Annotated in this window: 13 protein-coding genes and 1 pseudogene; 3 read left to right on the top strand and 11 right to left on the bottom strand. The window is 69.9% G+C overall.

Annotated features, from left to right (window positions below; all coding sequences use genetic code 11):
• Positions 1–1,238: 1,238 nt before the first annotated feature.
• A complete protein-coding gene (locus ACZ6EM_RS34930) occupies positions 1,239–2,366 on the top strand; it encodes an NADAR family protein (protein WP_465774179.1) in 1,128 nt (375 codons plus the stop codon).
• Positions 2,367–2,733: 367 nt separating this feature from the next.
• On the opposite strand, the gene ACZ6EM_RS34925 is transcribed toward ACZ6EM_RS34930, so the two are convergent.
• The 9 genes from ACZ6EM_RS34925 to ACZ6EM_RS34885 all read right to left on the bottom strand — a co-directional run bounded on the left by ACZ6EM_RS34925 (position 2,734) and on the right by ACZ6EM_RS34885 (position 14,575).
• A complete protein-coding gene (locus tag ACZ6EM_RS34925) occupies positions 2,734–3,204 on the bottom strand; it encodes a hypothetical protein (protein ID WP_465774178.1) in 471 nt (156 codons plus the stop codon).
• Between the two features lie 16 nt (positions 3,205–3,220).
• Positions 3,221–3,433 (bottom strand): hypothetical protein, encoded by a 213-nt coding sequence (locus ACZ6EM_RS34920; protein WP_452178750.1) that lies wholly within the window; start codon positions 3,431–3,433, stop codon positions 3,221–3,223.
• Positions 3,434–3,550: 117 nt separating this feature from the next.
• Positions 3,551–4,183 carry a hypothetical protein gene (locus tag ACZ6EM_RS34915; protein ID WP_465774177.1) on the bottom strand — a complete coding sequence of 211 codons (633 nt, stop codon included), beginning with the start codon at positions 4,181–4,183 and terminating at the stop codon, positions 3,551–3,553.
• A gap of 3 nt (positions 4,184–4,186) precedes the next feature.
• Complete coding sequence (locus tag ACZ6EM_RS34910; RefSeq protein WP_465774176.1) at positions 4,187–6,139, bottom strand: helix-turn-helix domain-containing protein; 1,953 nt, start codon at positions 6,137–6,139, stop codon at positions 4,187–4,189.
• 183 nt (positions 6,140–6,322) lie between these two features.
• On the bottom strand, positions 6,323–6,499 hold the full coding sequence (locus tag ACZ6EM_RS34905) for a hypothetical protein (protein ID WP_465774175.1): 177 nt from the start codon (positions 6,497–6,499) through the stop codon (positions 6,323–6,325).
• 1,133 nt (positions 6,500–7,632) lie between these two features.
• The gene (locus ACZ6EM_RS34900) at positions 7,633–7,836 is read right to left on the bottom strand and encodes a hypothetical protein (protein WP_465774174.1); all 204 of its coding nucleotides are present in this window, start codon (positions 7,834–7,836) and stop codon (positions 7,633–7,635) included.
• A 357-nt stretch (positions 7,837–8,193) separates the two neighbouring features.
• A complete protein-coding gene (locus ACZ6EM_RS34895) occupies positions 8,194–9,075 on the bottom strand; it encodes a Mu transposase C-terminal domain-containing protein (RefSeq protein ID WP_465774173.1) in 882 nt (293 codons plus the stop codon).
• Between the two features lie 396 nt (positions 9,076–9,471).
• Entirely contained in the window at positions 9,472–11,439 is a 1,968-nt protein-coding gene (locus tag ACZ6EM_RS34890; RefSeq protein WP_465774172.1) for a B12-binding domain-containing radical SAM protein, read from the bottom strand.
• A gap of 796 nt (positions 11,440–12,235) precedes the next feature.
• The gene (locus tag ACZ6EM_RS34885) at positions 12,236–14,575 is read right to left on the bottom strand and encodes a non-ribosomal peptide synthetase (protein ID WP_465774171.1); all 2,340 of its coding nucleotides are present in this window, start codon (positions 14,573–14,575) and stop codon (positions 12,236–12,238) included.
• 581 nt (positions 14,576–15,156) lie between these two features.
• On the opposite strand from ACZ6EM_RS34885, the gene ACZ6EM_RS34880 reads away from it, so the two are divergent.
• Both ACZ6EM_RS34880 and ACZ6EM_RS34875 read left to right on the top strand, forming a co-directional pair.
• Positions 15,157–16,362, top strand: coding sequence for a MalY/PatB family protein (locus tag ACZ6EM_RS34880; RefSeq protein ID WP_465774170.1), 1,206 nt, complete (start codon positions 15,157–15,159; stop codon positions 16,360–16,362).
• Positions 16,359–17,651, top strand: a complete 1,293-nt coding sequence (locus ACZ6EM_RS34875) for a condensation domain-containing protein (protein WP_465774169.1) — start codon at positions 16,359–16,361, stop codon at positions 17,649–17,651. Before ACZ6EM_RS34880 ends, ACZ6EM_RS34875 begins: the two co-directional genes overlap by 4 nt.
• Positions 17,652–18,172: 521 nt before the next feature.
• On the opposite strand, the pseudogene ACZ6EM_RS34870 reads toward ACZ6EM_RS34875, so the two are convergent.
• Both ACZ6EM_RS34870 and ACZ6EM_RS34865 read right to left on the bottom strand, forming a co-directional pair.
• Positions 18,173–20,830 (bottom strand): annotated as a pseudogene (locus ACZ6EM_RS34870) (amino acid adenylation domain-containing protein); the annotation flags it as partial.
• Positions 20,831–20,963: 133 nt separating this feature from the next.
• Positions 20,964–24,404, bottom strand: coding sequence for a non-ribosomal peptide synthetase (locus ACZ6EM_RS34865; protein WP_465774168.1), 3,441 nt, complete (start codon positions 24,402–24,404; stop codon positions 20,964–20,966).
• Positions 24,405–24,447 lie beyond the last annotated feature (43 nt).

The following is a 24,447-nucleotide window of genomic DNA, read 5'->3' as shown; positions in this document are numbered from 1 at the left end:
GCGCGCCGTCTGCTCCGCAGACATGACGCGCCGTCACTAGCGTGACGGAGCGTTGCGGCGCCCCTCCGGGGCACAGTAGCGGAAAGTGATGGCGGCGCGCCGCGCCGCTGGTTCGTCGGGGTCGGGGCCCGTGGTTCAGTGCTGCTCGCTTCGGGGTGCCGGCGCTCCGCACCGGCGGGCCCATGACACCCCGTCCAGACCCGGCCTGGGCCGTATTTCTGCTGGTCAGTTGGGATTTTAGCGCACTCCGTGCGCCTGGCTGACTGGGAGGAGGGGGTGGGGCCCTTGCCTTCGACGCCGCCCACCCGCCCCACGATGGCCACGGCCCACACCCCGACCATCCTGCATAGTGTCACTGAACCCCCGGCGATGCAAGACCCGCTCTCCCCGTCCACCACTCCCCGTAACAGGTCCAAACCACACTTAGTGGTCTGGACCTGTCTGCCCCGATAGGACCCCCGCACACCCCGAAGAGTGCCTGTGACTCCGTATCAGAATGCCGCTGCCAGCAAATCCCGTCGCACCCGCTACCCCGCCCCGGCTGCACCCGGAGAGTGCATCAACCGAGGCCCTGTGTAGACCCAGGAATCCGCCCCACACCCCTTCAGCACGCCACCAAAACGAGCCCGCTGACGATATGGCGCGGAATTCCGGTGCAACCACAAACCCCACCCCCGAAAGCCCCATGCAAAAAGCCCATCACCACCCCCATGGAAAACCCCCATAAACCCGACGGCATCGAGCGGGCCCCGGCACAGCACTGAGCCGTCGGCAGACCGGCGGGACGGGCGACGAACAGACCCCACCGCCACCCCCAAGACCCAGGGCCCGGACGCAGCACCACCAGAACGGCGACCCGGACGCCAGCGCAGCCGACTCCGGCACGGACAGCCGGGGCGGGGGCGGGAGGTCCATCAACCGGGCCACCGATGCCTCACGCCCTGCTGCGGTGGCTGGCCGGAGCTGGTGCGATTCGAGCGACAGGGGCGCACCGTGCTGTTTCGGCTTCACGGCCACCTCCGGTCCGCTGAAAGAACGCCGTCGCCTGACGAAGGCGAACTGTCCCGTGGATGCAGAACCCATCCCGACACGCCGACCAGCACCACACAAACGACGGAACAGCGGCGACGCCCGGTTACGGCATACACGATCCGGGCGACAACAGCCGTTCAACAGCAAGGCGGCATCACCGATCAGTGGCCGGGCCCGCAGGAGGAGCGCGAACTGCGGCCTCTACGCTGGCGGGCGGGTCAGGATCTCGACGCACTTTCAGGCACGCGGACGGCGAACGCATCCTTGGTACGTGGCGGCACGTGTTCATCCGTAACGGCGGCAACTACTTCCTTACCGATCTACTCATCTACGCCGACGGGCTCATCGACTGCTGGGGCCTGGTCACGGTCGAGGAGTTCGCCGAGAAGCTGCGCAGCGAATGGGTCGCGACGACGTTCGAGGACGGTGCACGGGCATCGGCCCACCATGTGGCCGCGTGGAAGTTCGCGGAGGTCCAGTCGTGGACGACGCCGGAGGAGTTGCTGGGTGAGGTCGGCGACGAGATCGACCGTCTCAATGGCCGGCCTGACTCCACCGGCCGCTGTCTGGCCACCGTCACCGTATTCCGCGCCGAGCCGAGCGAGGAGCAGCGCGCGGTGCTGCGGGAGGCGTACCTGGCCATCCCCGAGCACCTGCGCCGCTACGCGCTGGGCGACATGGACTCCAAAGACTGGCCGCTGAAGGTCCTCGCCGCCGGCCCCGGGGCCCGCCTGCTCGGTGGCGGGCCGGTCGTCACCGACGAGATGTACCAGCATGCGTTGGAGTACTTCGCCGAGCGAGACCAGGCACGCACCCGAGCCGCCGCACGCCGCCCCGTGGACGGAGCGGACGTGGCGCACGCGCCTGCCATCGAACTGGGCCAGGTCGACTATCCCAACGACTGGCCGGCCGATCCAGGCGTCCTGGTCCTGCGCAACGAATACCCGGCACCGATCGAGATCGACGGTGTGGCGTACCCGACCGTCAGCCACGCCTACTGGGCCCTGTCCACCACGGATGACCAGCGCCGGGAGACGATCCGCGCCGCAAAAACCTCCTACGACGCACAACAGGCCGCCAAGGACGTTCCCCCTCGCTCCGGCTGGGAACAGGCCCGCGCTGCGGTGATGGCCCGGCTGCTGCGCGCGAAGTTCACCCAGCATCCGAACTTGGCAAACGTGTTGGTGGAAACAGGAGATGCCACGATCCTCTACACCGACATGCACTCCCGCTACTGGAGCCAGCACGACCGGACAGGGCGTAACTGGACGGGCCGCCTCCTCGAACTCGTCCGCTCCGAAATCGCTGCGGATCGGCATGATCTGGCCCACTGAACCCACAGGCCATGGTGGGGCCGGCAGCAGCCAGCCCCACCACCGGCCGCGCCAGCCTTCGTAGCAGGTGGCAGCAGAGCTTCACCGGACAACGACAGCGCGTTTCAACGCCAACATGCCACCACGCCACCATCTTTCAGGAGCTTCACGCCTTGACCAGCACCAACCAGAACAACGGCGGCCCGGCCGTGGGTGGACGGCGGGCTGGCGCAGCCGACGGGCGACGACGCCGTGTACGGGAGCCGCGGCCCGGCCCGGCCCGGCCCGGCCGGAACGGCGGGGCCGGGCGGGGCGGGGGCCGGTGGTCCGGCGGGAGGAGCGCCGGGGTGGTCGGCGTCCTACCCGTTGTCAGTACACCTTCGGGTGGTTATGAGCAGCGGTCCCCGAGGATGGTGAGGCGCGGTACGTACGGTTCCGACTGACGGGGCTGGCCGACCACCTGGCCCGTACGCGGGTGCTTCCTCGGCTTCGGTCCTGGCGAACGGGTCTCCGACTGGTCTCGGGCTAGGCGTCCTTCGCATCCGGGTTGTACGGATCCTTCCCACCTGGGACGGGTGCCGAGGGGCTCATCGGAATCGGCCGCCTCCTTGGCATCCGCGGCCTGTTCCCGCTCCGCTTCTTCCTCGGTCATGTCTCCCGTACTGACCTGGAAGTCCAACGAGTCCCCGGGGTTCACCGCGTTCATGATCTGGAACCGCGCGCGGTCCTCGGCCTCCTGGGCCTCCCTTTCCTGGGCCTCCTTCTCGCGCTCCGGTTCGTCCTCGCCTATCGGGCCTCTCACGATGTCGAAGTTCCGCTCTGCGAGCTTCGCGCGCAGTTCTTCCTCGTCACCGGCCATGTCTCCGGCCCTCCGGTCAGTCGCTCCTGCCGTCGCCAAGGGTCCAGCCCCGGCGCCCCCACGGGGACCGCGCGTCCTGGCCTTCGCGGTCGTTCTGTTCGTCGGCGTGCTGGGCCGGGGCGGTAGTGGCGAGGCGGCCCAGCAGGTAGAGGAGGCGGTCGGGGGTGCCGGGTGGGGTGGGCGTGCGGGGGCGTGCGGTGGTGGGGTGGAGGTCGGCGCGCCAGTCCAACGACGGCCGCCGTCCTGGCGGACGGTGGCCGCGGGTGCGGGTGCGGGTGCGGGTGCGGGTGCGCCGGGCCCGGCCGCCTGGGTTCCTGGAGTCCAGGGAACCCTGGGGGCCTTGGTGTCAGGCGCCGAGGCCGATGTGGGAGACGTAGGTGTAGGCGCCCCAGTCGGAGTCGAGGTCGGCGATGATGTCGTCCCAGATTTCCGCGAGTTTGGCGGCGTCGGCGGTGGCGAGGGCGTCGACGGCGTCGTCCCAGACGTAGCGGACCTGGATGGTGCGGGTGCGCAGGTTGTCGCGGCGGCGCTTCTCCTCGACCACCTGCTGGTTGATGGGGTGGATCTCCACCTTGGTGCCGCGGCCGTCGCGGTTGAGGTGGTCCTTGAAGATCTGGGGGTTGTTCAGGATGTTGCGGGCGCGCAGTGTCCAGTAGGCGGTGTCGATCGCTTCTTCATTGACGGGGAGGGGGTGCTGGGTGCCTTTGGTCCAGGCGCGGATGGTCTTGGGGACGGCGCTGCTGCCGGCGTCGGCGAGCGCGTCGGAGAGGGCCTCGGGGCCGCCCTGGTGGCTCATCAGGTAGCGCATGCGGGCGGTCAGGCCGCGGCGGGTGCTCGGCGGGGACTTGATCCCGCCCGCGATGATCATGCGTTCCACGGTGTCTTCCAGGGCGCGGGCGAGGGCGATTTTCCCGTGGACGTTTCCGGGGTCGCGGTTGGCGCCGTAGCGGCCGAAGTTTTTCCATCCGTCGGTCGACATTGTTCAGGCGCTCCGGGTGCTGGTGCGGGGCAGGGTGTACTGGTCCTTGAGTTTCATCTGGGTGGTCAGGCGGCCTTCCTCGAAAACACCGCCCGAGGCTTTGCGCCATTCCCCTCCGGTGATGTGGAGTTCGTCGGTGCCGCGCAGCGCGACAATCGTCAGTCCGGCTTTGTGGGCGCGCTGGGACTTGTACCAGAGGTTGGCGAAGGCCTGGGAGCGGATGATGTGCATCCAGTCGGGGCGGCGGAGGTCTCGGTTGAAGGCGGATTCGCCGATGGTCGAGGCGAATTTAGCGTAGATGGCCTTGACGTATTTCTCGGTGACGGTGTCGCCGTCGTGGATGGCGTTTTCGCGGGCCTGGGTGAGGACGCGTCGGAACTTTTCCAGCATTCCTTCGGTGGCGCCGCTGGTCCAGGCCTCGGTGATGTGCGGGGCCTCGGTCAGGCCGAGTTTGTGGCAGCGGATCAGCAGGCGCACGGTGGCCTCGTCCAGGAGCACCGGCCCGGCCTCGTGGCGATTGCCGATCGGGTCGGGCAGGTGCGGGTGGTCCCAGGCCGGGCGCTTGGGCAGGAGGTAGATGCCGGCGCGCTTGGGGTCCCAGCCGCCGTCCGGGCGGTGCTGCAAAGCACCGATCGGCAGGTGCGTCTTCAGCGCGGAGCAGTAGGCGGCGTTGGTGTCCAGGACATCCACCGCGATCTCGGCGAGGGTGCCGGCCTTCAGAGCAGCCATCAGCGGGGCGTTCTCCCACTTGTGGCGGCCCTCCCAGATATCGTCGGCGCCGTTCCGGGACTTCTTGCTCAGGAATTCCAGGCGCTCAGGGTAAACGGTGTGCTCGTACACCGCGCCCACGCGGGTCTTGTCGAAGAGGTCCATTCCGTTCGGAATGGCCTTCTTCTCCAGCGCGGCGGTAGCGGCCTCGGTATCGCCGCCGTGTTCCTCCAGCGCCTCCTCGACCGCCGACGTGATCATGTCGAGGTAGAAGGCCAAGGGCCGGCCAGTGCCCGCGTACTCGGCACGGAACCGCGCCGACGGCGTCGACGGCGTCGACGGCGCCGGGCCGGCCCGGTGAGGCGCAGCGGGAGCGGGCGCAGCGGCGGGGATGGCGGGGATGGCGGGGGCCTGGTCGACGACGGCGGCGGCTCCGACCGCGGGGGCCTGGTCGCCGAGGACGCTCTCGGCGGCTGGGGCGGTGCCCGGCACCGGGGCGGGGACGGTAGCCGGCGGCGCGGCGGGCACAACGGCGGAAGCGGCCGTGGCCTGGTCGGCTGCGGCCTGGACGGGCGCGGTCGCCGGTGCATCGGCGGCGGCGGGGACGCACCAGCCGCCCAGGTGGCTCGGCCGGCCGCCGATTCGGAACCGGACCGGGCGTCCGCAGCGCACGCACGGCGCGGGCGGGTAGGTCTCCGGGTGACCGTCGGGAACGCGGTCAGCGTGGGCGTCGTAGGTGACACCGGTCCCGGCCATGGCGGGGTCCGCCAAGGCTGCTGGCGTCGCCGGGGCGGGCGCGGCCCCGGCGGCCGGATCCGATGCCGCGGCGGGCGGGACCGGGACCGCCTCGTCGGCCTCGTCGGCCTGGGCAGCCGGGGCGGGCGCGGCCGGGGGCTGCTCGGGTGCCGGTGCCGGGAGGACGGTGGGCACCGGGGCGGCGAAGGCCGACGGGACCGGCACCGCGGGCGGCTGCGAGGCGGGCGCGGCGGGCGCGGCGGTACCGGGCGGCCAGGCCAGGGAGAGGGCGGCGTGGGTGGGGCCGGCGAGCAGGTCCAGCGGGCCCATCCCCCAGTGCCGGGCCAGGGCGTCGACCTCGTCCAGCGACCACGACTGCGCCCCGGACTGACGGCGGGACACCTTGTCCTGGGTCAGCCCGAGCGCGGTTGCCAGTTCCCGTTGGCTTTCTGCGGTGCGCTGTCGCAGTGCGGCTACGGTGAGTCGCAGGGTTTCCAGCGTGCTGAGCGTCATGAAAGGCATCTTATCAATCTTCTATGGAATTTTTCCATCAAGAAGTGATTCAGTCACTCGCTTGGATGACTGGACGAGCGGCGCCCAGGCGCCCGGTGTGCGGCATGTCCCCGGCGGCGTGCGCAGGAGGTGTCACCAGAGGCTGCTCCAACCGTCGGTGGACGGGGTTCCGGGCGGACCTGCTCATGCTCCCTTGAGGCGGTACCAGGCCCTGGCGAGCAGGGCGCTGCCGGAGCAGGCGAGCGGGTCGGTCAGGACCGTGTCGATGATGTGCGCGGTGAGCTGGGCGTAGGTGCGGAAGTTCCCTTGGGCTCCCCGGTCGTCGGTCGCGCGAGTTCGCGTGGCGGTATCCGTGCCCACAGGGGGTGGAACGCAGGGAGGACGGTCAGGTCCTGGGCCTGTGTCAGCGGGGGGGGATGGGACAGCGGGCCAGGACGCGGGAGGCCAGTTCCGGAACGCGTCGTACGGCCTCGGTGCCGGCTGTTCCGGCCAGGACCAGGGCGGTTGGGGCATCGGGGTCCTGGACCAGGCGGCACAGGTACTCCAGGCATGGCGGCGGCAGGCGCTGCGCGTCGTCGAGGACCAGCAGGTGCGGTGTCTGCAGGGGCCGCCGCGATCTTGTGGTCGGTGTCGCTTCGCCGATTGGCGTAGCGCACGGTGAGGGCGAGCGTCTCGGCGACAGCGTGGCGCAGGTGGGCGACTGTCGCTCCCACGGGTACCGGGATCCGGCGTACGGCGGGTCCTGCGGGCAGGAGGGAGAGGGCGTAGGAGGGCGACGGTCTTGCCGGCTCCCGCATCGCCGGTCATGCACATCACTCCGCCGGCGGCGGCGATATGCCGGAGGTCGGAGGCGGTGCGGTGGAGTGCTTCGGTCACCACCACGTCCGCTTCGGGCACGAGCAGGTCCACTCCGGGCCCGGCACTGTGGCCGGGGTCTCCTCGTTCGTCGCTGGGGCTGCGGCGGGCCCGGAACAGCGGTGCGTTCAGGTCCGCTGTGGGGCGCGGTCCCCGCTGCCGGCGGGAGCGCAGGCCGTGGTCAGCCGTCACCAGGGCCTCCATGCGGGCCCAGGCCGGCTCGTCCCAGGCGGGAGCGTTCAGGAACCACCCCGCGCGAGTGCAGGGGGACGGGTCGTCGGGGACGTCACGGGCCTGCCACAGCCAGCGCCCCACGGTCTTGTCCGGCACCCGGGCCAGCGCCGCCGCGGTGTTGCGGTGAGGCGGGAACAGGCGCCCGACCTCGTCGATCGCCAGCAGGCGCTGGACCAGCACGGTGTGTGCCAGCATCCCCTCACGGATGACCTGCAAGGGCTTCTCCTTCCGATCGGCGGCCCGAAACGGGCGGGGGTGGATCCCTCGGTGGCAGGCCGGGGGCCGGCCTGGATGGTGTGTCCCTTCGGGGCACGGGTCATCCGAGGCGGCTGAAGGCCCAGCGCAGGAGGTCCCGGTCGATCTTCGGGCGTTCCGTGCGGGCCAGGGCGGTACGGCGTGTGCCGTCAGCTGGGCCCAGGCGCGGAAGTTGCCGTGGGCGGCGTGCTGGTCGGCGAAGGAGATGTCGTCCGGGGTTCGAGTTCGCGCAGGCAGCTGGTCACCGCGACGGTCTTGCCGAAGCCGGCGCCGCCGTGGATGCCCATCATGGCGCAGGCGGCGATGGTGTCGGCGAGGTTATCGCGCACGGCGAGCAGCGCACGGGTGGCCACGACACGGGCCTCGGGCAGGGCGATGTACCGGTCGGTGGATGCGGGCGGCAGGCGAGGGTCACAGGGTGTCCTCGCGGTCGGTTAACGGGGCGGGCCGGGCGGCGGTTCTCACGGCGGCGGGGGTGACCCAGTGGACCGGTGGCGGAGCGGGTGGAATCAGCTCCGGCAGGGCCGGCGAGGCGAGGCCGCTCTCGTGGTGGCGGGACAGCTCCCGGGTCACCTCGGTGGCGGTAGCGGTGTCGAGGCGGTGTGGCGCGGTGGGGTGGTGGCGGGGGCGAAGCGTTCCTGGCGCAGCTGCTCGGCGGCCCTCGCTTCGGCCCGCAGGCGCCGGGTGCGGGCGCGGCGCAGCGCGGTGAGTTACTCGGGGGTGGCCTGGTCGGCGAGGTGGGCGGTGCCCAGGCGGCGGCCGGCGGGGTCGCAGATTTCGGTCTCGTGGGTGTGATGGGTCATGAACCGGACCCTGACCTCGCGGCTGGCCTGCCCGGCCATCCAGGCGGCGAGGTAGTCGCGGTTCGTGAAGCGGACCCCGTGGTTGGTGATGACGCGGGTGCGGCCGTCGTCCTCGAGCGTGAACGACCACAGGTCCGTAGGCGGAATGTCGGTGATGATCGGTGTCGGGTCGTGCGGCCAGGCCTGAAGCGGGGTGTGGCCGTTCAGGCCGTCCGGGTGGTGCTCGGTGTTCCACCAGGTGACCCAGGCCAGTACCTCAGCGGTGAAGTCCTCGAAGGACAGGGCCGGGGCCGTGGGCAGCCGGTCGGGGCGGCGGCCGGGCTGCTCGGTGCGGTAACCGGGCAAGGCAGCGAACAGCATCCGTATCGCGCTGCGGTTCAGGTTCTCGATGCCGCCCTTCGGATGGGGGCTGTAGGCCGGCAGGTCGTCCACGGTCGTTCCGAACGCGCCGAAGGCCGCGGTGACGGTGCGGGAGAGGAAGTCCTTGCCGCGGTCGATCCGCACGCTCTCCGGCCGGCCCCCGATCGGTCCGTAGGGCCCGGTGCGCAGCACCGCGGAGCGCAGCACCGCGGAGCGCAGCACCGCGGAGCGCAGCACCGCCAGGATCGAGGCACGTGAAGGACAGCCCGGCGTCACCGCCACCCCGGTGATTGCTTTGGTCGCACAGTCGATGAACCACGTGACGTACGGCCGCACCAGCTGGCCGTCCGCGTGCACGCGCAGCGGGGCCTGGACGTGATCTCCCTCCCAGACGTGGTTGCGCCAGGTCCGGGGGCGTTTGCCGAACACGTCCTCCGCCTCGGAGCCCTTGCGGTGCCCGGCCCGCTCCCCCGTGACCCACGCCCGGACAGGTGGGTTCGCGGAGGACGGCCCGGGAACAACCCCGGGCGGACGGCGGGCGGACGGCGCAGGCGGCCCGGCGACGGCGGACGGACCGGACGAAGCGGGCGGACCGGACGGCGCGGGGCGGAGGACGGGCCGGGAGAGGTCACTCCCCCCGCACCCGGCGGGGACGGCCCGGGTCGCGTCCCTCGACTCACATCGATCCCGCGGACGACCTCGCCGGCGTTGTCCTACAGCAGCGATCGAGTCGTCACGGGGCTCCGGGTGGGCAAGTCCCGTAGGCCGTCCGGCGGCTCAGCCCTTACAGCCGTGGCCGGAGCCTCTGGGCGCCTTCAGATGTCGTCATGGTCCGGCGTGGACATGCCGGGGACTGTCGGACTGCTCTTCCTGGACAGGAACTGCGGCAGCATCATTGCGGGCCCCGCCCCAGTGTTTCTCGGTCTCCCTGTGAATGTGCCAGATGTCGTCCTCGGTGAGGAGGACGGAGACGACACCGGGGAAAGCTTCCTCGAAGTAGATATAGGGCTTTCGGTTGTCGATGCGCGGGGAGTGGTAGTCGAGTTGGTCCTGCATGCCGTGCTGGCGCGTGACCGGTGTCGCGGGGTGATAGGTGAGTATGTTCGGGCTGGCCAGATCGATCAGCTTGTCGTCGATGAGACGGCCCACTTCATGGATGGTCTCGTCGATACTGTCCCGCGTCTCACCGTCGAGGCCGAAAAGAACGGAAGTTCCCAGCTGCAGGTCCTGCGCCTTGACGAGGGCCGCAGCTTCCCTGACCTTTTCCCCCCAGGGCTTCCGTTCGTCCCGGCGGATATTCTTGTGAATGTTGTTCATGACTTGCGTCGACATGCTCTCGATGCCGATGTAGATGTAGCTGCATCCGGCATCCTTCATCTTTCGCAGGATTTTTGACGACTCTTCAGCCGAATGCAGCGCGACGAGGGTGTCGACGGTCAGCTGAGCACCCCACTGGAGGTCGCGCAGCCGCTGGACATCGTCTTCCTCGCGAACGAATCTGCGGTAACGCGGTTCGAGTGAACCGCTCTCGTCCCGGCGGATCCGGCTGAGCTCTTCGCAGAAATTCTCGATGTCCCGGTACCGACCGCTCCAGAAGACGGAGTCGTCGAAGAAGAGCGACTCGGCGCCATAGCTGACGTATTCACAGACCCGCTCCGCCGCCGCACCTATCGCATCGTCCTTGAACCGCTTGAGCCCGGTGCCAAGTTGCGACGACTCGGAGCAGAAGTTACATCGGTACGGACAGGCGTTGGATACCATGAAGTGCGCGGTGCGCATCACCTCCCCCGTCCCGGGGCGAGTGAAGATGGGGAATCGGGATCGGATCGCGAATGCCTCGTACGGCGAGGGTAAGGACGCGAGGTCGAGCGTTCGGCCACGGAGCGGAACGGCGTCGAAGGTCTCCCCCGTCGCCAGGACGACGACCGACGAGCCGGACACGGGACCCTCTTCGGCGAGCAGCCCCTGCAGGCACGGCAGAACCTGGTCACGGTCCACCCAACGCCGGTCGAGATCGGTGGCAAGGGCGAGGGCCCGCATGAGCAGGTCCACAGCGAAGTAGGCCTCGCCGCCGACGACGGCGTCGACCACTCCGGGAGCCTTGCCCTCCTGAATGACTGTCACCGTGCTGCTGGGTTCGCACACGAGGGCCCGGCCGTCGGGGGTGCAGGTGACGGTCTCGTCCACATGACGGCCTCCGAGTATGACGAAGGCATCCGGGACCTCGCGCTTGACCAACCTCGCGATTTCGAGCGCGTAGCGGTGCGCGGGTGACACGGCGCTGATGAGCACGACCCTGGGCTGGACCTCGCGCAGTAGCCGCAGCCATCTCGTGCGCGCCGCGTCGTCCCAGACCCGGGGGTCGAACACCGTCTGGTCGGTGTTGGGTGACGTGCCGTAGGCCCGGTATCCGTCGTCACTGGCGGAGAGCCGGTACTCCTTGGACGGGAACCGGGTCCACTCGGGCGCGAGGTCGCTGTAGTGCACGGCGTCCTCCAGCGGGCCGGCGTCCGCCACGGCACGGTGCACGGCAGCGCTCAGCGCCGTGTAGAGACACATCGGGTCGCCCGGATAGGTGATTTCACCCTCGGATTGGGTCATGACGGGCGCCAGTACCGACAGCACAGGGAAATAGCGGGTGCCCGTTCTCGCACTCGCCAGGTCATCTAACAGCCGGCGCCTGCGCGTCAGACGCCGTTCCCGAAACGCGTCCAGATCGGACACTTCCCCCTGGCGATGCATCTGAATTCCGCCGCGCCCCGAATGCATCCTCTGAATAGCGTGCGTGGCCATCGGTCCTCCGGATTCTGGTTCTTCCAGGATCTTATCCCCGAACACGGACATCGATGACGCGATTACTCCGGCGGGCCATCGATGGACATTCCCGTCCTTCTGCTTTCCCGAAAAACACACATCCCAATCCGTCGCAGATCGGGACATTCTCAAAAGCCTGGCCGCATTTTTCTTGTGGCGGTCCAGCAGCTCTTCAATCGAGGGCCCACCCGGCACGACCTCGAACTCACCCGTGATCTTACTCGACCTTACTGGGCCGTGTCTTCAAATTTCACGTCCGCATCACTCTCGGTCATTCACGTACGCGCGCCGGCCAAGGGCTTCGACCGGGGTTTCCGCGAACGCGAACCGGCCGACCGAACCAGGCAGTTCCGGGCCCGCATCGAAGAACTCACCCGGCAGCTCGGCGAACTCGACGCACCCGGACCACCCCGCCTGCCAGCAGATCCTCACCGCCCCGGCCGACACAGGCGGCCCGATGCGCGCCCGCGACCTCGCCAGGCCCTCGACCTGCCGACATGACCAGGCATGTTCGTGGCTGTTTCGACGACCGATGCAGTTGTCGAGGTGTCCGTTGTCGCTCCGCCCCCGTTCCGGTGAGCAAGTCCCTTATCTGACCGCTCAGATCGCGCGGGCGAGCAACCCGGGCGGCACGACGGCGATGTGGGTGGGAGACCGGCGGGACGGGCTGTGGTGCGACGAGGACTTCGCGGGCTGGTACCCGCGCGACGGACGCCCGGGCATCCGGCCCGCACGGCCGGCCACCGCCGGTATGCCGCGGTTCCTGCTCGGTCCGTCAGACCGAGCAGGCATCGGAGTTCCCCACCCCGGGCGGAGCGGCCGTGGCCTGAAGATACGCGGCCAGGCTCTGCAGCGTCGGATGGCGGTGCAGAGCCACCAACGTCAGCTCGGGCACCTGCGCCATACTGCGCATGGCCGTCATCGAGTCGCCGCCCAGGGCGAAGAAGTCGTCGTCACGCCGGATCGCATCGATACCCAGAACGTCCTGCCATGCCGCGGCGATCCGCTTCTCCCACGGACCGCTGGGCTCGGCACCGACGGGCACGGTGCCGCCACGGCGCTCCTCGTGCGGTGAGGGGGCCGTGGGAAGCGACGTGCGGTCCAGCTTCCCGTTGGGGCTCAGCGGCATGGCCGGCAGCACGAGCACAGTGCCGGGAACCATGTGCGCCGGGAGGCTGGCCGCGAGGGTCCTGCGGATGTCCTCCGGGTCCAGGACTTCGCCGTCGCGCGGCACGGCATATCCGACCAGGACCGGGACGCCGACGGCATCGGTCTGTGCGGTCACCGCCGCTTCTTTGACCTGAGGATGGTCGCGGAGTACGGACTCGATCTCGGTCAGCTCCACCCGCAGCCCGTGAATCTTCACCTGAAGGTCGGTCCGGCCGATCAGTTCGATCAGTCCGTCGGCACCGAACCTCGCCAGGTCGCCGGTGCGATACAGCCGCTCGTCGGCCACCGTGCCGTACGTCCACTCGATGAATCGCTCGGCGGTGAAGGCGGGCCGGTCCAAGTAGCCGAGCGCGAGGCCGACGCCGGCGAGGTACAACTCGCCTGTCACACCCGGCGGAACGGGTTGAAGCGACTCGTCCAGGATGTAGGTGCGCTGATTGGCCATCGGGCGCCCGTACGGAATGCTCCTCCAGGTGGGGTCGGTGGCCTCGACCTCGAATATCGTCGAATAGATCGAGGCCTCGGTGGCCCCACCGAGGGAGATGAACCTGGCATCGGGCGCGGCTCCGCGGGCGCGTCCGGGCAGCTTCAGCGGGATCCAGTCTCCGGCGACCATGATCAGCCGCAGTGCGTTCACCGGTGAGGGCCCGCCACCCCCGCCGCGCTCGACATGATCGAGTACCAGTTCCAGCAGCGCCGGTGCGGTGTTCCACACCGTGACGCCGTGGTCCGCCGCCAGTTCGGCCCAGTGCGCCGGATCCTTGGCCCGGCCGGGCGCGGGAAGGACGAGAGTGCCGCCTGCCGCCGTCATCCCGAGGAATTCGTAGACCGACATGTCGAAACTCGGGGATGACAGGCCGAGGACACTGTCGCCGATGCCCACCGCGAAGCGGGAGTTGAGATCCTCGATGTTGTTCACCACGCCCCGGTGGCGCAGCGCGATCGGCTTCGGCTTTCCGGTGGAACCGGAAGTGTGGATGACGTAGCAGAGGTTGTCCGGCCCGGCCTGGGCCTTCGGATCGTGATCGGGCCGAGCGGACAGGGCGGCGGTCTCGCGGTCCAATAACACCAGGAGTTCCTGCCGTACGGAGTCCTCCCCGGTCAGAGCGGCAGCGAGCTTGCTGTGGCTGATCAGAGCCACGCAGGAAGCACCGGTGATCATGGTGGACACCCTGGCCTGCGGATAGCCGGGGTCGAGTGGCACATAGGCCCCGCCGGCCTTGAGTACCCCGAGCATCGAGATCAGCAGATCGGGCGAGTGCTCAAGGTAGAGGCCGACGCGGTCGTCGGGGCCGACGCCCAGGTCCCTCAGATGATGTGCCAGCCGGTTCGCCGCGACGTTGATCTCCTGGAACGTCAGCCGGGTCGCTCCTTGGATCACGGCGACGGCCTCGGGGGACCGCGCGGCCCGCTCCTCGAACGCCTCGTGCAGACAGCTTTCCTCGCGGGGCAGCCGGAGTGCGGTGTCGTTCCATTCCACGAGGATCCGGTGCACCTCGGGCCCGGTGAGAAGCACGAGATCCGCCAGCGCCTGGTCCGGCCGGTTCGCGCCGTCCTCGAGCAGGTTCTGGAAGTGGGCGAGCAGTTGGTCGCCGGTCGCCGTTTCGAAGAGTCGCTCGTCGAAGTGGAGAGCGGCCGACCGGGACGCCGCCTCGGCCACAGGCAGCACGAGCTCGACCTCGTACGGCTGATCGCCCTCGCCGGCCCGATCCGCACCGAAACGTACGCCGATGCGCGCGGGCTCCTTCCCGGGGGCCGCCGCGGTACCGGCCGCACCGGTCAGTCCGCGGAGTGTGCTCTCCCCGGTGACGGAGAAGCGGAGCAGCGAGTCCTCACCTCCTTCGCGGCGCACGTGGAACTCGACCTGGTTCTGGCCGGAATACCGGTACAGCAGCGCGGCGAAGCCGGCGAGCAGCACACTCTCCGGGGCGGTCGCACAGGACACCGCCACATCCCTGACGGCGCCGGCGTAAAGACCGGGAATTTCTCGGCGTACTGCCCCCGTGCAACGGGGTGCGTCGACGCCACGCGGCCGGTCCGCAGGGATTTGGGCAGCATGGGAGGGCAATTCCTGTCTCCTGTCACAGATTCTCGACATCGCAGATGTAATTCGACTGTGAATATCGGATGGGCGCATGTGCGCACCGACTGCCGGGCCAGGAGGCTCCAAGCTTTGCGAGCGACCAGCCTCAGCGTCTGATCCGGGCTGAGGAAGGCGCTGTTGGCGACAGTATCGGCGGGTTACGAACGCCGCAATGTGGCCGACGTCACACGTTCGCGGTCGAAGGCTGCCGTATACCCTTGTGTGCTCCCGTCATTGGGCAACCATGAAGTTCTCGGGGAACTCCCGTGTGGCCCAACAGGGTTATGGGGATGCGACTGGAGGGCCGGGGGCCCGCAGGAGGTCTGCCGGGCGATCGGTTTCCTGTCGCAGGCTTTCCGTACCGGCCTCCTCTCCGTCGTGCGGCACCGCACCGGCATTGGTCCGCACAACGCTGTGCCATCGAACCGACACGGAACAGGACTATGAAGGCCGACACTTCGTCAACTGCTCTCGACTCCCTCGAACTGAGCCGCCTGTCACAGCGGGACGGGGAGAAGTGGGCCACCGCGGGCGACGGCATGCTGGCCTCCTGGGTCGCGGACATGGACTTTCCGACCGCACCCGCGATACGCCAGGCCCTGCTGCGCCGCGCCGACGGCGATCTCGGCTACCCCCCGTGGTTCGACGAGAGCCGCGGCGGCCCGCTCGGCGAGGTGTTCGCCGAGCGGACGCGGCACCGGTACGGCCACAGGCCCGATCCCACGCACGTCCGGCTGTTCACGGACATCAACCAGGCGATGCTCGCGACGCTCCAGGTCGCCACCGACCCCGGCGATGCGGTACTTCTGCACACCCCCGCTTGCCCGCCGTTCGTCGATGTCATCGAGAGGATCGGCCGCAGGGCGCTGACCGTTCCGCTCCAGGAGGGCGAGGGCGGGTGGGAGTTCGATCCCGCGCTCATGGAGCGGACCGCGGCGGACGGGGGCTCGGGCCGCTGCCGTGTGCTTTTCCTCGTCAACCCCCACAACCCCACCGGCCGGGTGTTCCGCCGTGACGAGCTGGAGTCACTCGCGGAACTCGTGCTCAGGTTCGACCTGTTGGTGATCTCCGACGAGGTGCACGCGGATCTGACCCATGCCCCGCACCGGCACATTCCCTTCGCCTCGCTCAGGCCGGCAATCGCCGCCCGCACGGTCACCCTCACCTCGGGGAGCAAGGCATTCAACCTCGCCGGGATCCGCTGCGCGCTGGCGCACATAGGACCGCGGGACGTACGGGATGCCGTCGACGCCCGGCGCGGGCTGCTTTTCGGCCAAGTGGGAGTGCTCGCGGTCGAGGCCCTGAAGGCTGCCTGGACCTCGGGCGATGCCTGGCTGGACGACGTGCTGGCCATCTTGGACCGGAACCGGCGGCTGCTGGCCGAGCGGCTCCCGGAGAGGATCCGATGTCGGACTCCGGAGGCCACGTTCCTTGCCTGGCTCGACTGCCGGCAGCTGGGGATCGGTCCGGACCCCATGCCCTTCTTCCGCGACGAGGCCAAGGTGCTCCTCTTCTCCGGTCCGGCCTTCGGAGCCGGCGGCGATGGATTCGTGCGGCTCAATTTCGGCACGTCCCCACAGGTCCTGGAAGAGACCCTGGAACGCATGAGCGCCGCGTTGCGACGGCACGGACAAGGAGCTTTCCTGTGACTGACCACGCGACGGTGCGGGTTCAGCCGGCCTCCGCCCTGGAGATGCAGCTCTGGCTCGGTGACCAGATCGACCCGGCGAGCCGCGCCGGCTGGATCCTCGCCCAGGTCCGCGTCCACGGCCCGCTCGATCTCCCCACCCTCGACGCAGCGCTGTCGGCCGTGGCGCGCCGCCAGGAGGCGCTGCGCACCGCCTTCGTCTTCGAGCACGAGCAGGTGGTCCGCAAGGTCCTCGCGGAGCCGGTCGCGGAGCCGCTGCTGCGCCTCGGGTCCGGCACCGGCTTCGAGGAGGCGGCCGCCACCCTGCTGAACGCCGACACCTTCGATCTCGCCGCGGGCCGCGTCTACAGGGCCGCGGTCGCCCCGGACGCACAGGGCGCCACCGTCTTCCTGGCGGTCCATCACATCGCTTTCGACGGGCTCTCCCAGGAGGTGTTCGCCGCCGATCTGGCGTGCGCCTACGCACGGGCCGTCGACGGCGTCGCGACCGATCTGCCCGTGCTGGAACGAGCGGAGGCCGCAGAACTCACGCCGGCGCAGCACGCCGAACTCACCGCACACTGGCGCGCCTTGCTGACTGGGGCGGCCGACCTGCCCACCCCGGACGGCAGCCCGGCGCCGAACCAGCACGAGCTCGCTGCAGGTGGGTCGGCCGAGCTCCGAACCACCTGTCCGCCCAGCACCTGGCAGGCGGTGCGCGACCAGGCCAGGCGCAGCGCCTGCTCACCGTTCGCGGTGCTGCTGGCCGCGTACGGCCGGGCTCTGGCCGAGATCACCGGCGGCTCCGACTTCTGCGTCGGCACACCGGTGGCCACCCGCTCGGCCGGGCAGGCGGACGAGCTCGGCTGCCTGATCGACATCCTGCCGGTGCGGATGCCCGAGCTGTCCGCACCCGGGGTGGTCGAGCGGGTCTGGGCCGCCGTGCGGGAGAGTGTCCTGGGCTCCGCGCTGCCCCGCTACGAAATCGTCCGGGCCGTACACACGGTCCCCGGTGGTCGGATGCCCGTCTACCAGGTGCTGTTCGCCTTCGAGAACTGGCAGCGCGTCGAGCATTCGGCCGGTCCGGTAAGGATGCACGCCGTTCCGGTGCCGCCGGTCGGCGCGGTCGCCGAGGTTCAGCTCCAGGTGTGCGAACTGCCCGACGGGACCCTGAAATGCGTCGTCCAGGCTCCGCTGACCGGTTCCTGGCCGCAACGGCTCCCCGATCTGCTGCGCGCCTTCGACAGCCAACTCGCCGAAATCGCCCCGTCGGCCACGCCTCACTCCTTCTCCTCGGACGCTCCCGCGTGACCACCGCGTTGACGTGCCCGCCGTACGCCGGTCAGGGAGCCGGGGCCCACCGTCCCCGGCAGCTGCCAGGGGTCCGCCGTGCTGCGAGCCGCTCCCGTCCAGGTGCCCGGACGGGGGGGCGGTTCGACAGGGGCAGGACTGTCCGCCGGCCTGGGCGTTGCCGGGATCGCCACAGGTCCCGAAGGGGACCGCGACGGGCCCGACGGCCCGGCGGACGTGTTCGGAGTCCCTCGGCCCGGCGGCCCGGCCCCTCGGTTGCCGTGTCGGTCGAACCGGAGGGTGGTGACCTTGTCGACGGCCGTGCGGCGGCGGCGCGCCGTCCACGGACGCCCCCTCCCGGCATGACCGACCAGAAGATCGTCCCACCCGGTCGGTCAACGTGACAGTGCCCCTCCGGGATGCGTGGGGCGGTGGCGCGGGTCCCGGTCCAGGATCAGCAGTCCGGACACGGTCGGTTGTCCCCTCATCAGCCCGGAAGGGCGGTGCGGCACCGCGGAGGCGAGCATCGACGCGCGGAAGGGTCATGCGTCGGGCGAGAACGGGGCTCCGTCGGATCCATGGGCCAGCAGTTCGGCGAAGGCGGCCACTGTCGGGGCCTTGAACAGGCTCGGGACGGTCACTCCGACACCCAGCGCCTCACGGATCCGGGCCACCAGGCGGATCGCGTCGAACGAGTTGCCGCCCAGACGGAAGAAGTCGTCGTGGATCCCCATGTCGGGTGCGGCAAGCACGTCGGCGAACAAGGAGCGGAGCAGCACCTCGGTCGTGTCGCGCGGAGCGGCCGGTCTCCCGGTCGGGCCGCGCCGGGGCGCGGGCAGTGCCGCCCGGTCGAGCTTGCCGTTGGCCGTCAGGGGAAACGCGTCGACGATCACGAAGTGGTCCGGAACCATCTGTGGCGGGAGCCGGAGCTCCGCTTCTCGCCGCACGTCCTCGACATACAGATCCGGGGACGACCAGCCCGACCCACGGTACGCCGGTGCGGCACTCTCCCCGCCGTCGGAGGCGGGCTGCCCGCCGCGGACTGCGTAGAGGGTGACCAGACCGGTCTCCGAGAGCATCGCCAGCCCGTCGACGGTGACCCGGTACCCCCGCTCCTCCAGTTGGCCCCGGATCCAGTCGATCCGGCCCGGGGCGTTGTGCGCTTCGATCACCAGCTGGCGGACCAGGTTCCAGTGCTCCTCACGGAGTCCCAGAAGCACCGCGCGTTCGCTCTTCTCCGCATCGATCTTGAGCAGGTCGATCCGTTCCACACCGGTCTCGTCGATGACGTCCGACAGCGTGCGCAGCTCGCAGGTCACGTCGGTGTGCTGCAGCCGCTCCGTGAGCAGACTGTCGAGATCCGCCGCACCGCTCTGCGGAAGGGCTTCCCGCATCGGCTGCTCGTTGCGGACGAAGGCCTCCAGGACACCGCGCTCCTCGGCGATGTCACCGAATCGCCCCGACATTATCGAAAGTTGCGGATAGTAGGTGAACGACGCCGTACCCGCCTCTTCGGCGAGGCCGCACGGGTACAGCCTGGCGTCGACTCCGTGCAGCCGGGTGTTGAGTTCGAGCATGCGGAACAGCTGCGGAATCGGCTCGAACGAATGGACCACGCTGCCGGGACGGGAGCGGGCCACCGCGAGCGAGAAGAACCCGATGTGCGCGCCCACGTCGAAGACGCAGGCCCCGGTGTCGGGCAGCGTGATCCCGTGCCGCAGGTACTCGCCCTCTTCGAAGATCTCGCGGTACAGGAAGTCCGCCTCCGACCGGTTGGACGCGACGACGGCCATGCCGTTCGGCAGGGTCTGCAGGTCCTTCCGGTCGAGGAGCCCGGCTTCTTCGAGGCGGCACAGGTTCCGCAGCGCGGCGGCCTCGACGGGGTCGGGTACGAGGTAGGCGGTCAGCCGCGTCCCGCCGGCCTCGTCGGGCCTCGCGGCCACCACCGCGTCGGCGACCGCGGCGTGCCGGGCCAACGTCGCTTCGATCTCGCCGAGTTCGATGCGCACGCCGCCCACCTTGACCTGGTGGTCGTCGCGGCCCAGGTAGTGCAGGACCCCGTCGGGGTCCCGCCGGGCGAGATCCCCGGTCCGGTACATCCGGCTGCCTTCGGGGCCGTAGGGATCGGGGACGAATCGCTCTGCTGTCAGCCCCGGCCGGTTGACGTACCCGCGGGCCAGCTGGACACCCGAGATGTAGAGCTCGCCGGCCGCACCGGGCGCGGCCTGGTTCAGCTGCTCGTCCAGAACGTACAGCCGGGTGTTCCGCACCGGGGCGCCGATCGGCACCGGGCCGGGTGGGTCGTCGGGGCCGCAGCGCCAGTAGGACACATCCACCGCGGCCTCGGTGGGCCCGTAGAGGTTGTGCAGTTCGGCGTCCAGGAGGCGGAAGAACCGTGACCGCAGATCGGCCGAGAGCGCCTCGCCGCTCGCGAACACCCGGCGCAGCGAATCACATCGGGCCGTGGTCGGCTCTTCGAGGAAGTGACGCAGCATGGACGGGACGAAATGCACGGTCGTGATCCGCTCCGCCCGGATCAGCTCGGCGATCCGGGTGGGATCCCGGTGCTCGTCCGGCCCGGCCAGGACGAGGCGCGCACCGACGCACAGCGGCCAGAAGAACTCCCACACGGAGACGTCGAATCCGGCGGGGGTCTTCTGCAGGACGTGGTCGTCGTGGCCCAGCGGATATTCCGCCTGCATCCAGCGCAGGCGGTTGACGATGGCCGCGTGGGACACGGCCACCCCCTTGGGCCGGCCGGTGGATCCCGAGGTGAAGATGACGTAGGCGGTGCTCGACGGGTGCGGCGAGGGCCACCCGGTCTCGTCCGCCTCGGGCGCGCCCTCCTCCGACATCCGCCGGACGTCCTCGCTGTCGAGCATCAGCACGGGCCGTGCATCCTCGGTCATCTCCCGTACCCGCTCGGCGGGCAGCAGCGGATCGACCGGAAGGTATGCGGCCCCGGCCCTGTGCACCGCGTAGAGGGCGACCACCAGTTCCACGGATCGCGGCACCGCGACCGCCACGACCGTTTCGGGCCCCGCCCCCTTGGCCATGAGCGACCGCGCCAGTCGGCCGGCCCTGGCATCCAGCTCGGCGTACGTGAGGGATGCATCGCCGCCGACGAGCGCGACGGCGTCAGGGGTACGGGCCACCTGGGCCGCGAACAGCTCGGGCAGAGTCTCTGCCGCCGTGTCGTGAGCCGCGGTGTCGCTCATGACGTCACTTCCCATCGTTGTCGAACTGACCGCCGTTCCGCGACCGCCACGGCTCGGAAGGGCGGTCCTGTTCTCGGGGTGTCCGCTCACGCGGATCGTCCTCTCTTGAGGTCGGCTACGGAAGGGGCGCCGCGGACGGTTGGAAGGCCGCCCGGCGCAGTGCCTCGATGTGCGCGGCCAGCGTCTCGACGGTCGGTGCGTCGACCAGGGCGCGCACCGGGATGTCCAGTTCGAGCTCGGCCCGCAGTCGGCTGACGACCGCCAGCAGGGAGAACGAGTCCCCGCCGGCCTCGAAGAAGTTGGCCCGCACGTCCACCTCGGCGAACCCGAGCACCTCCGCCCAGGCCGCCGCGACGGTGCGCTCCGTCTCCGTGCTCGGCGGCGTCACGGCGGTCGGAAGCACGGGAATCGGCTCGGGTCGGGGCAGCCGCTGGCGGTCCACCTTGCCGGTCGGGGAGAGCGGCATGGCCTCGAGCCACATGAACACGGCCGGCTGCATGACGATGGGCAGCTTCGGGGCGAGGTGGGCACGGAGCGCGGCCTCGTCGAGCCCGCTGCCCGGTGTCCTGACCACGTGGGCGACCAGCCGCTGGTCGGGCTCCAGGACCACCACGGCGTTCGCCACCTCCGGGTGACCGCGCAGCACCGATTCGATCTCCTCCAGCTCGACCCGCACGCCGCGGATCTTGACCTGGTTGTCGACCCGGCCCAGGAACTCCATCTCCCCGTTGGGCAGGCGGCGCACCAGGTCACCCGTGCGGTAGAGGCGTCGGTCGGGCCGGGCCGGGTCCGGGGCGAACCGGTCGGCGGTCAGGGCGGGCTGGTTGCGGTAGCCGCGAGCGACGCCGTCACCACCGATCCAGAGCTCGCCGGGCACGCCGATGGGCTGCAGGTTCCCCCAGCGGTCGACCACCGCGCAGGAGGCGTTGGCGATCAACTCACCCAGCGGCATGGAGCTGCGCTCCAGCGGCTCGTCGCCCATCCGGCCGACCAGGGCCGCGCCCGCGGTCTCCGTCGGCCCGTACTCGTTCCAGATCTCGCACCCGGCGGAGACGACCGCGCGGGTTCTCGCCACCAGGTCGGCGTCCAGGTTCTCTCCGCCCATGGACACGTGCCGCAGCGTCGGCATGTCGAGGCCGGCGTCGGTGATGCCGCGCATCTGGGTCGGCGTCAGGTACAGCATGTGGATCGACTGCTCGTTGATGAACCGGGCGGTGGCCCGGCCGTCGGCCTTGACCTCACGGGGCAGCATGACCAGGCAGGCGCCTGCGGTCAGTGCGTGGAACATCTGCTCGACAGACCAGTCGAAGTGGTAGGAGAGGTTGTGCACCACCCGGGTGCCGGGCCCGATCGGACGGATGTCCTGGGCCCACTGGATCCACGGGGTGATCGCGGTGTGCGGCAGGCCGACGCCCTTGGGCCGGCCGGTGGTCCCGGACGTGTACATCAGGTACACCAGCTGCGAGGGATGCAGCGCGGACCCCGGGGTGCCGTCCTGCGCGCCGTCCTGCGCGGTGCTCACCACGTCCACGTTCTCCAGGACGGCCGCCGGCAGCTGGTCCCGCAGTTCCGGGGTGGTGACCAGGATCTTCATCCCGCTGTCCGCGACGACGTACGACATCCGGTCGACGGGGGCGAGCGGATCGATCGGCACGTAGGCGGCACCGGACTTCAGGATGCCGAGGATGCCGACGATGAGGTCCACCGACGGGTCCGCGCACAGGCCGACCAGATCGTCGGTGCCGATGCCGCGCGCCGTCAACTCGTCGGCCAACCGGGATGCTCTGCGGTCGAGTTCGTGGTAGCTGACCCGCTCGTCGCCACTCTCCACCGCGTCCGCGCCCGGGGTCCTGAGCGCCTGCGCCTCGAACAGCCGGTGCAGGAAGAGGTCCGTGGGGTACGGACCGCAGTCGGCGGTGGACCACTCCTGAAGCTGACGACGCTCCTCCTCGGGAAGGATGGTGAGCTCGGAGAGGCGCTTGGCGGGAGCGGCCACCGCGTCGGCCGCGAGCACGGCCAGGTGGTCGAGGATGCGCCAGGCCTTGTCCTCGAGGAACAGGTCGGTGTTGTAGTCGACCGCGAGGCGGTACGTGAATTCGGTCTCGACGACCCGGAACACCAGGTCGAACTTGACCGCCTTCAGGTTCAGGCCCAACTCGACGTCGTTGACGGTGATCCCGGCCAGCTCCGGCGCCGGGACCGCGTGCTGGTACGCCAGCATGACCCGGAACGGCCCCTGCCGGGAGGAACGGTCGGTCGAGACCGCGTTGACCACCCGCTCGTAGGGGACGTCCTGGTGGGCGAAGGCCTCCAGGATCCTGCCCCGGACCCGGCCGAGCAGCTCGGCCAGCGTCGGGTCGCCGGACAGGTCGCTGCGCACGGCGAGGGTGTTGAGGAAGCATCCGAGCATGGAATCGAGCTCCGGCAGATCACGGTTGGCGCTGGGGATGCCGACCACGATGTCCGTCTGGCCGCTGTACCGGCTGAGCAGCACGTTGAGCAGCGTGAACATGGTCATGAACGGAGTGGCGTTGTGCTCCCTGGACAGCTCGCGGATCCTGCGCGACACCGCTCGGGGCAGCTCGATGTCCACCGACGCCCCCTGGCTCGTGCCGCTCTCCCGGGGCGGCAGGTCGGTCGGAAGGTCCAGCACGGGGAGCGGGCCGCGCAGTCGGTCCTTCCAGTGGTCCAGTTGGCGTTCGAGCGTGGTCCCGGTGACCGTGCGCCGCTGCCAGGCGGCGTAGTCGGCGTACTGCACCGGCGGCTTCACGGCCTCCGGGATCCCGCCGTCGGCGGCGGCGGCGTAGAGCTCCAGCAGCTCGGCCATGGCGAGTTCGAAGGAGTACACGTCGGTGATGATGTGGTGCAGGTTGATGAGCAGGACGTGCCAGTCCTCGTCCAGCCGGTACAGCTCGACCCGGAGCAGCGGCCCCCGCTCCACGTCGAACGGCCGCTGGGCGGAGTCGAGGAGCAGACCGGCCAGAACCTGCTCCTGCTTCTCCTCCGGCTCGTCCCGGAGGTCGACCACGGTCAGCGGCAATTCGGCCTTGGCCTGAATCACCTGCTCGGGGATGCCGTCGACCGCCTTGATGGTGGTGCGGAAGACCTCGTGCCGGTCGACCAGCGCCTGGACGGCCTGCCCCAGGGCCGTGATGTCGAGCGGGCCCACGAGCTCGTTCGCCATCGGGATGTTGTAGCGGGAGCTCGGACCCTGGATGTGCTCGTCGACCCACAGCCGCTGCTGGGTGAACGAGGTGGGCGCGTGGAAGACCTCGCCCGAGCGCCCGTCGAACGGCTCGATGGTCTGTTCCGCCCCGGGCTCCGTCTCCCGCATCGCCTCGATGGCCGCGGTCAGCTCGACGAGGGTCTGTGCGTCGAAGAGCACGCTGAGCGGAATCCGGATGCCCAGCTCCTCGCGCAGCTGGCTGATCGCTCTGGCACCTTGCAGTGAATTGCCGCCCAGCGCGAAGAAGTTGGCGTCAGGACCGGATATCTCGGTGTGCAGGACAGCCGTCCACACATCCGAGACGACGTCCATCACGGACCGCTGCGACATGTCGTTCCACCTAAATCCGTCGATCGAGAGGATGGTTGTTTCG

Source organism: Kitasatospora sp. NPDC041917 (assembly GCF_055589745.1).
The sequence above is the reverse complement of the archived record's forward strand: the minus strand, read 5'-3'. Positions and strand labels throughout refer to the sequence as shown.

Coding starts and splice junctions, on each gene's coding strand:
- ACZ6EM_RS34925 (WP_465774178.1), bottom strand. CDS start 3,204: ATGGCCGGTGACGAGGAAGAACTGCGCGCGAAGCTCGCAGAGCGGAAC.
- ACZ6EM_RS34915 (WP_465774177.1), bottom strand. CDS start 4,183: ATGTCGACCGACGGATGGAAAAACTTCGGCCGCTACGGCGCCAACCGC.
- ACZ6EM_RS34910 (WP_465774176.1), bottom strand. CDS start 6,139: ATGACGCTCAGCACGCTGGAAACCCTGCGACTCACCGTAGCCGCACTG.
- ACZ6EM_RS34890 (WP_465774172.1), bottom strand. CDS start 11,439: ATGGCCACGCACGCTATTCAGAGGATGCATTCGGGGCGCGGCGGAATT.
- ACZ6EM_RS34880 (WP_465774170.1), top strand. CDS start 15,157: ATGAAGGCCGACACTTCGTCAACTGCTCTCGACTCCCTCGAACTGAGC.
- ACZ6EM_RS34865 (WP_465774168.1), bottom strand. CDS start 24,404: ATGTCGCAGCGGTCCGTGATGGACGTCGTCTCGGATGTGTGGACGGCT.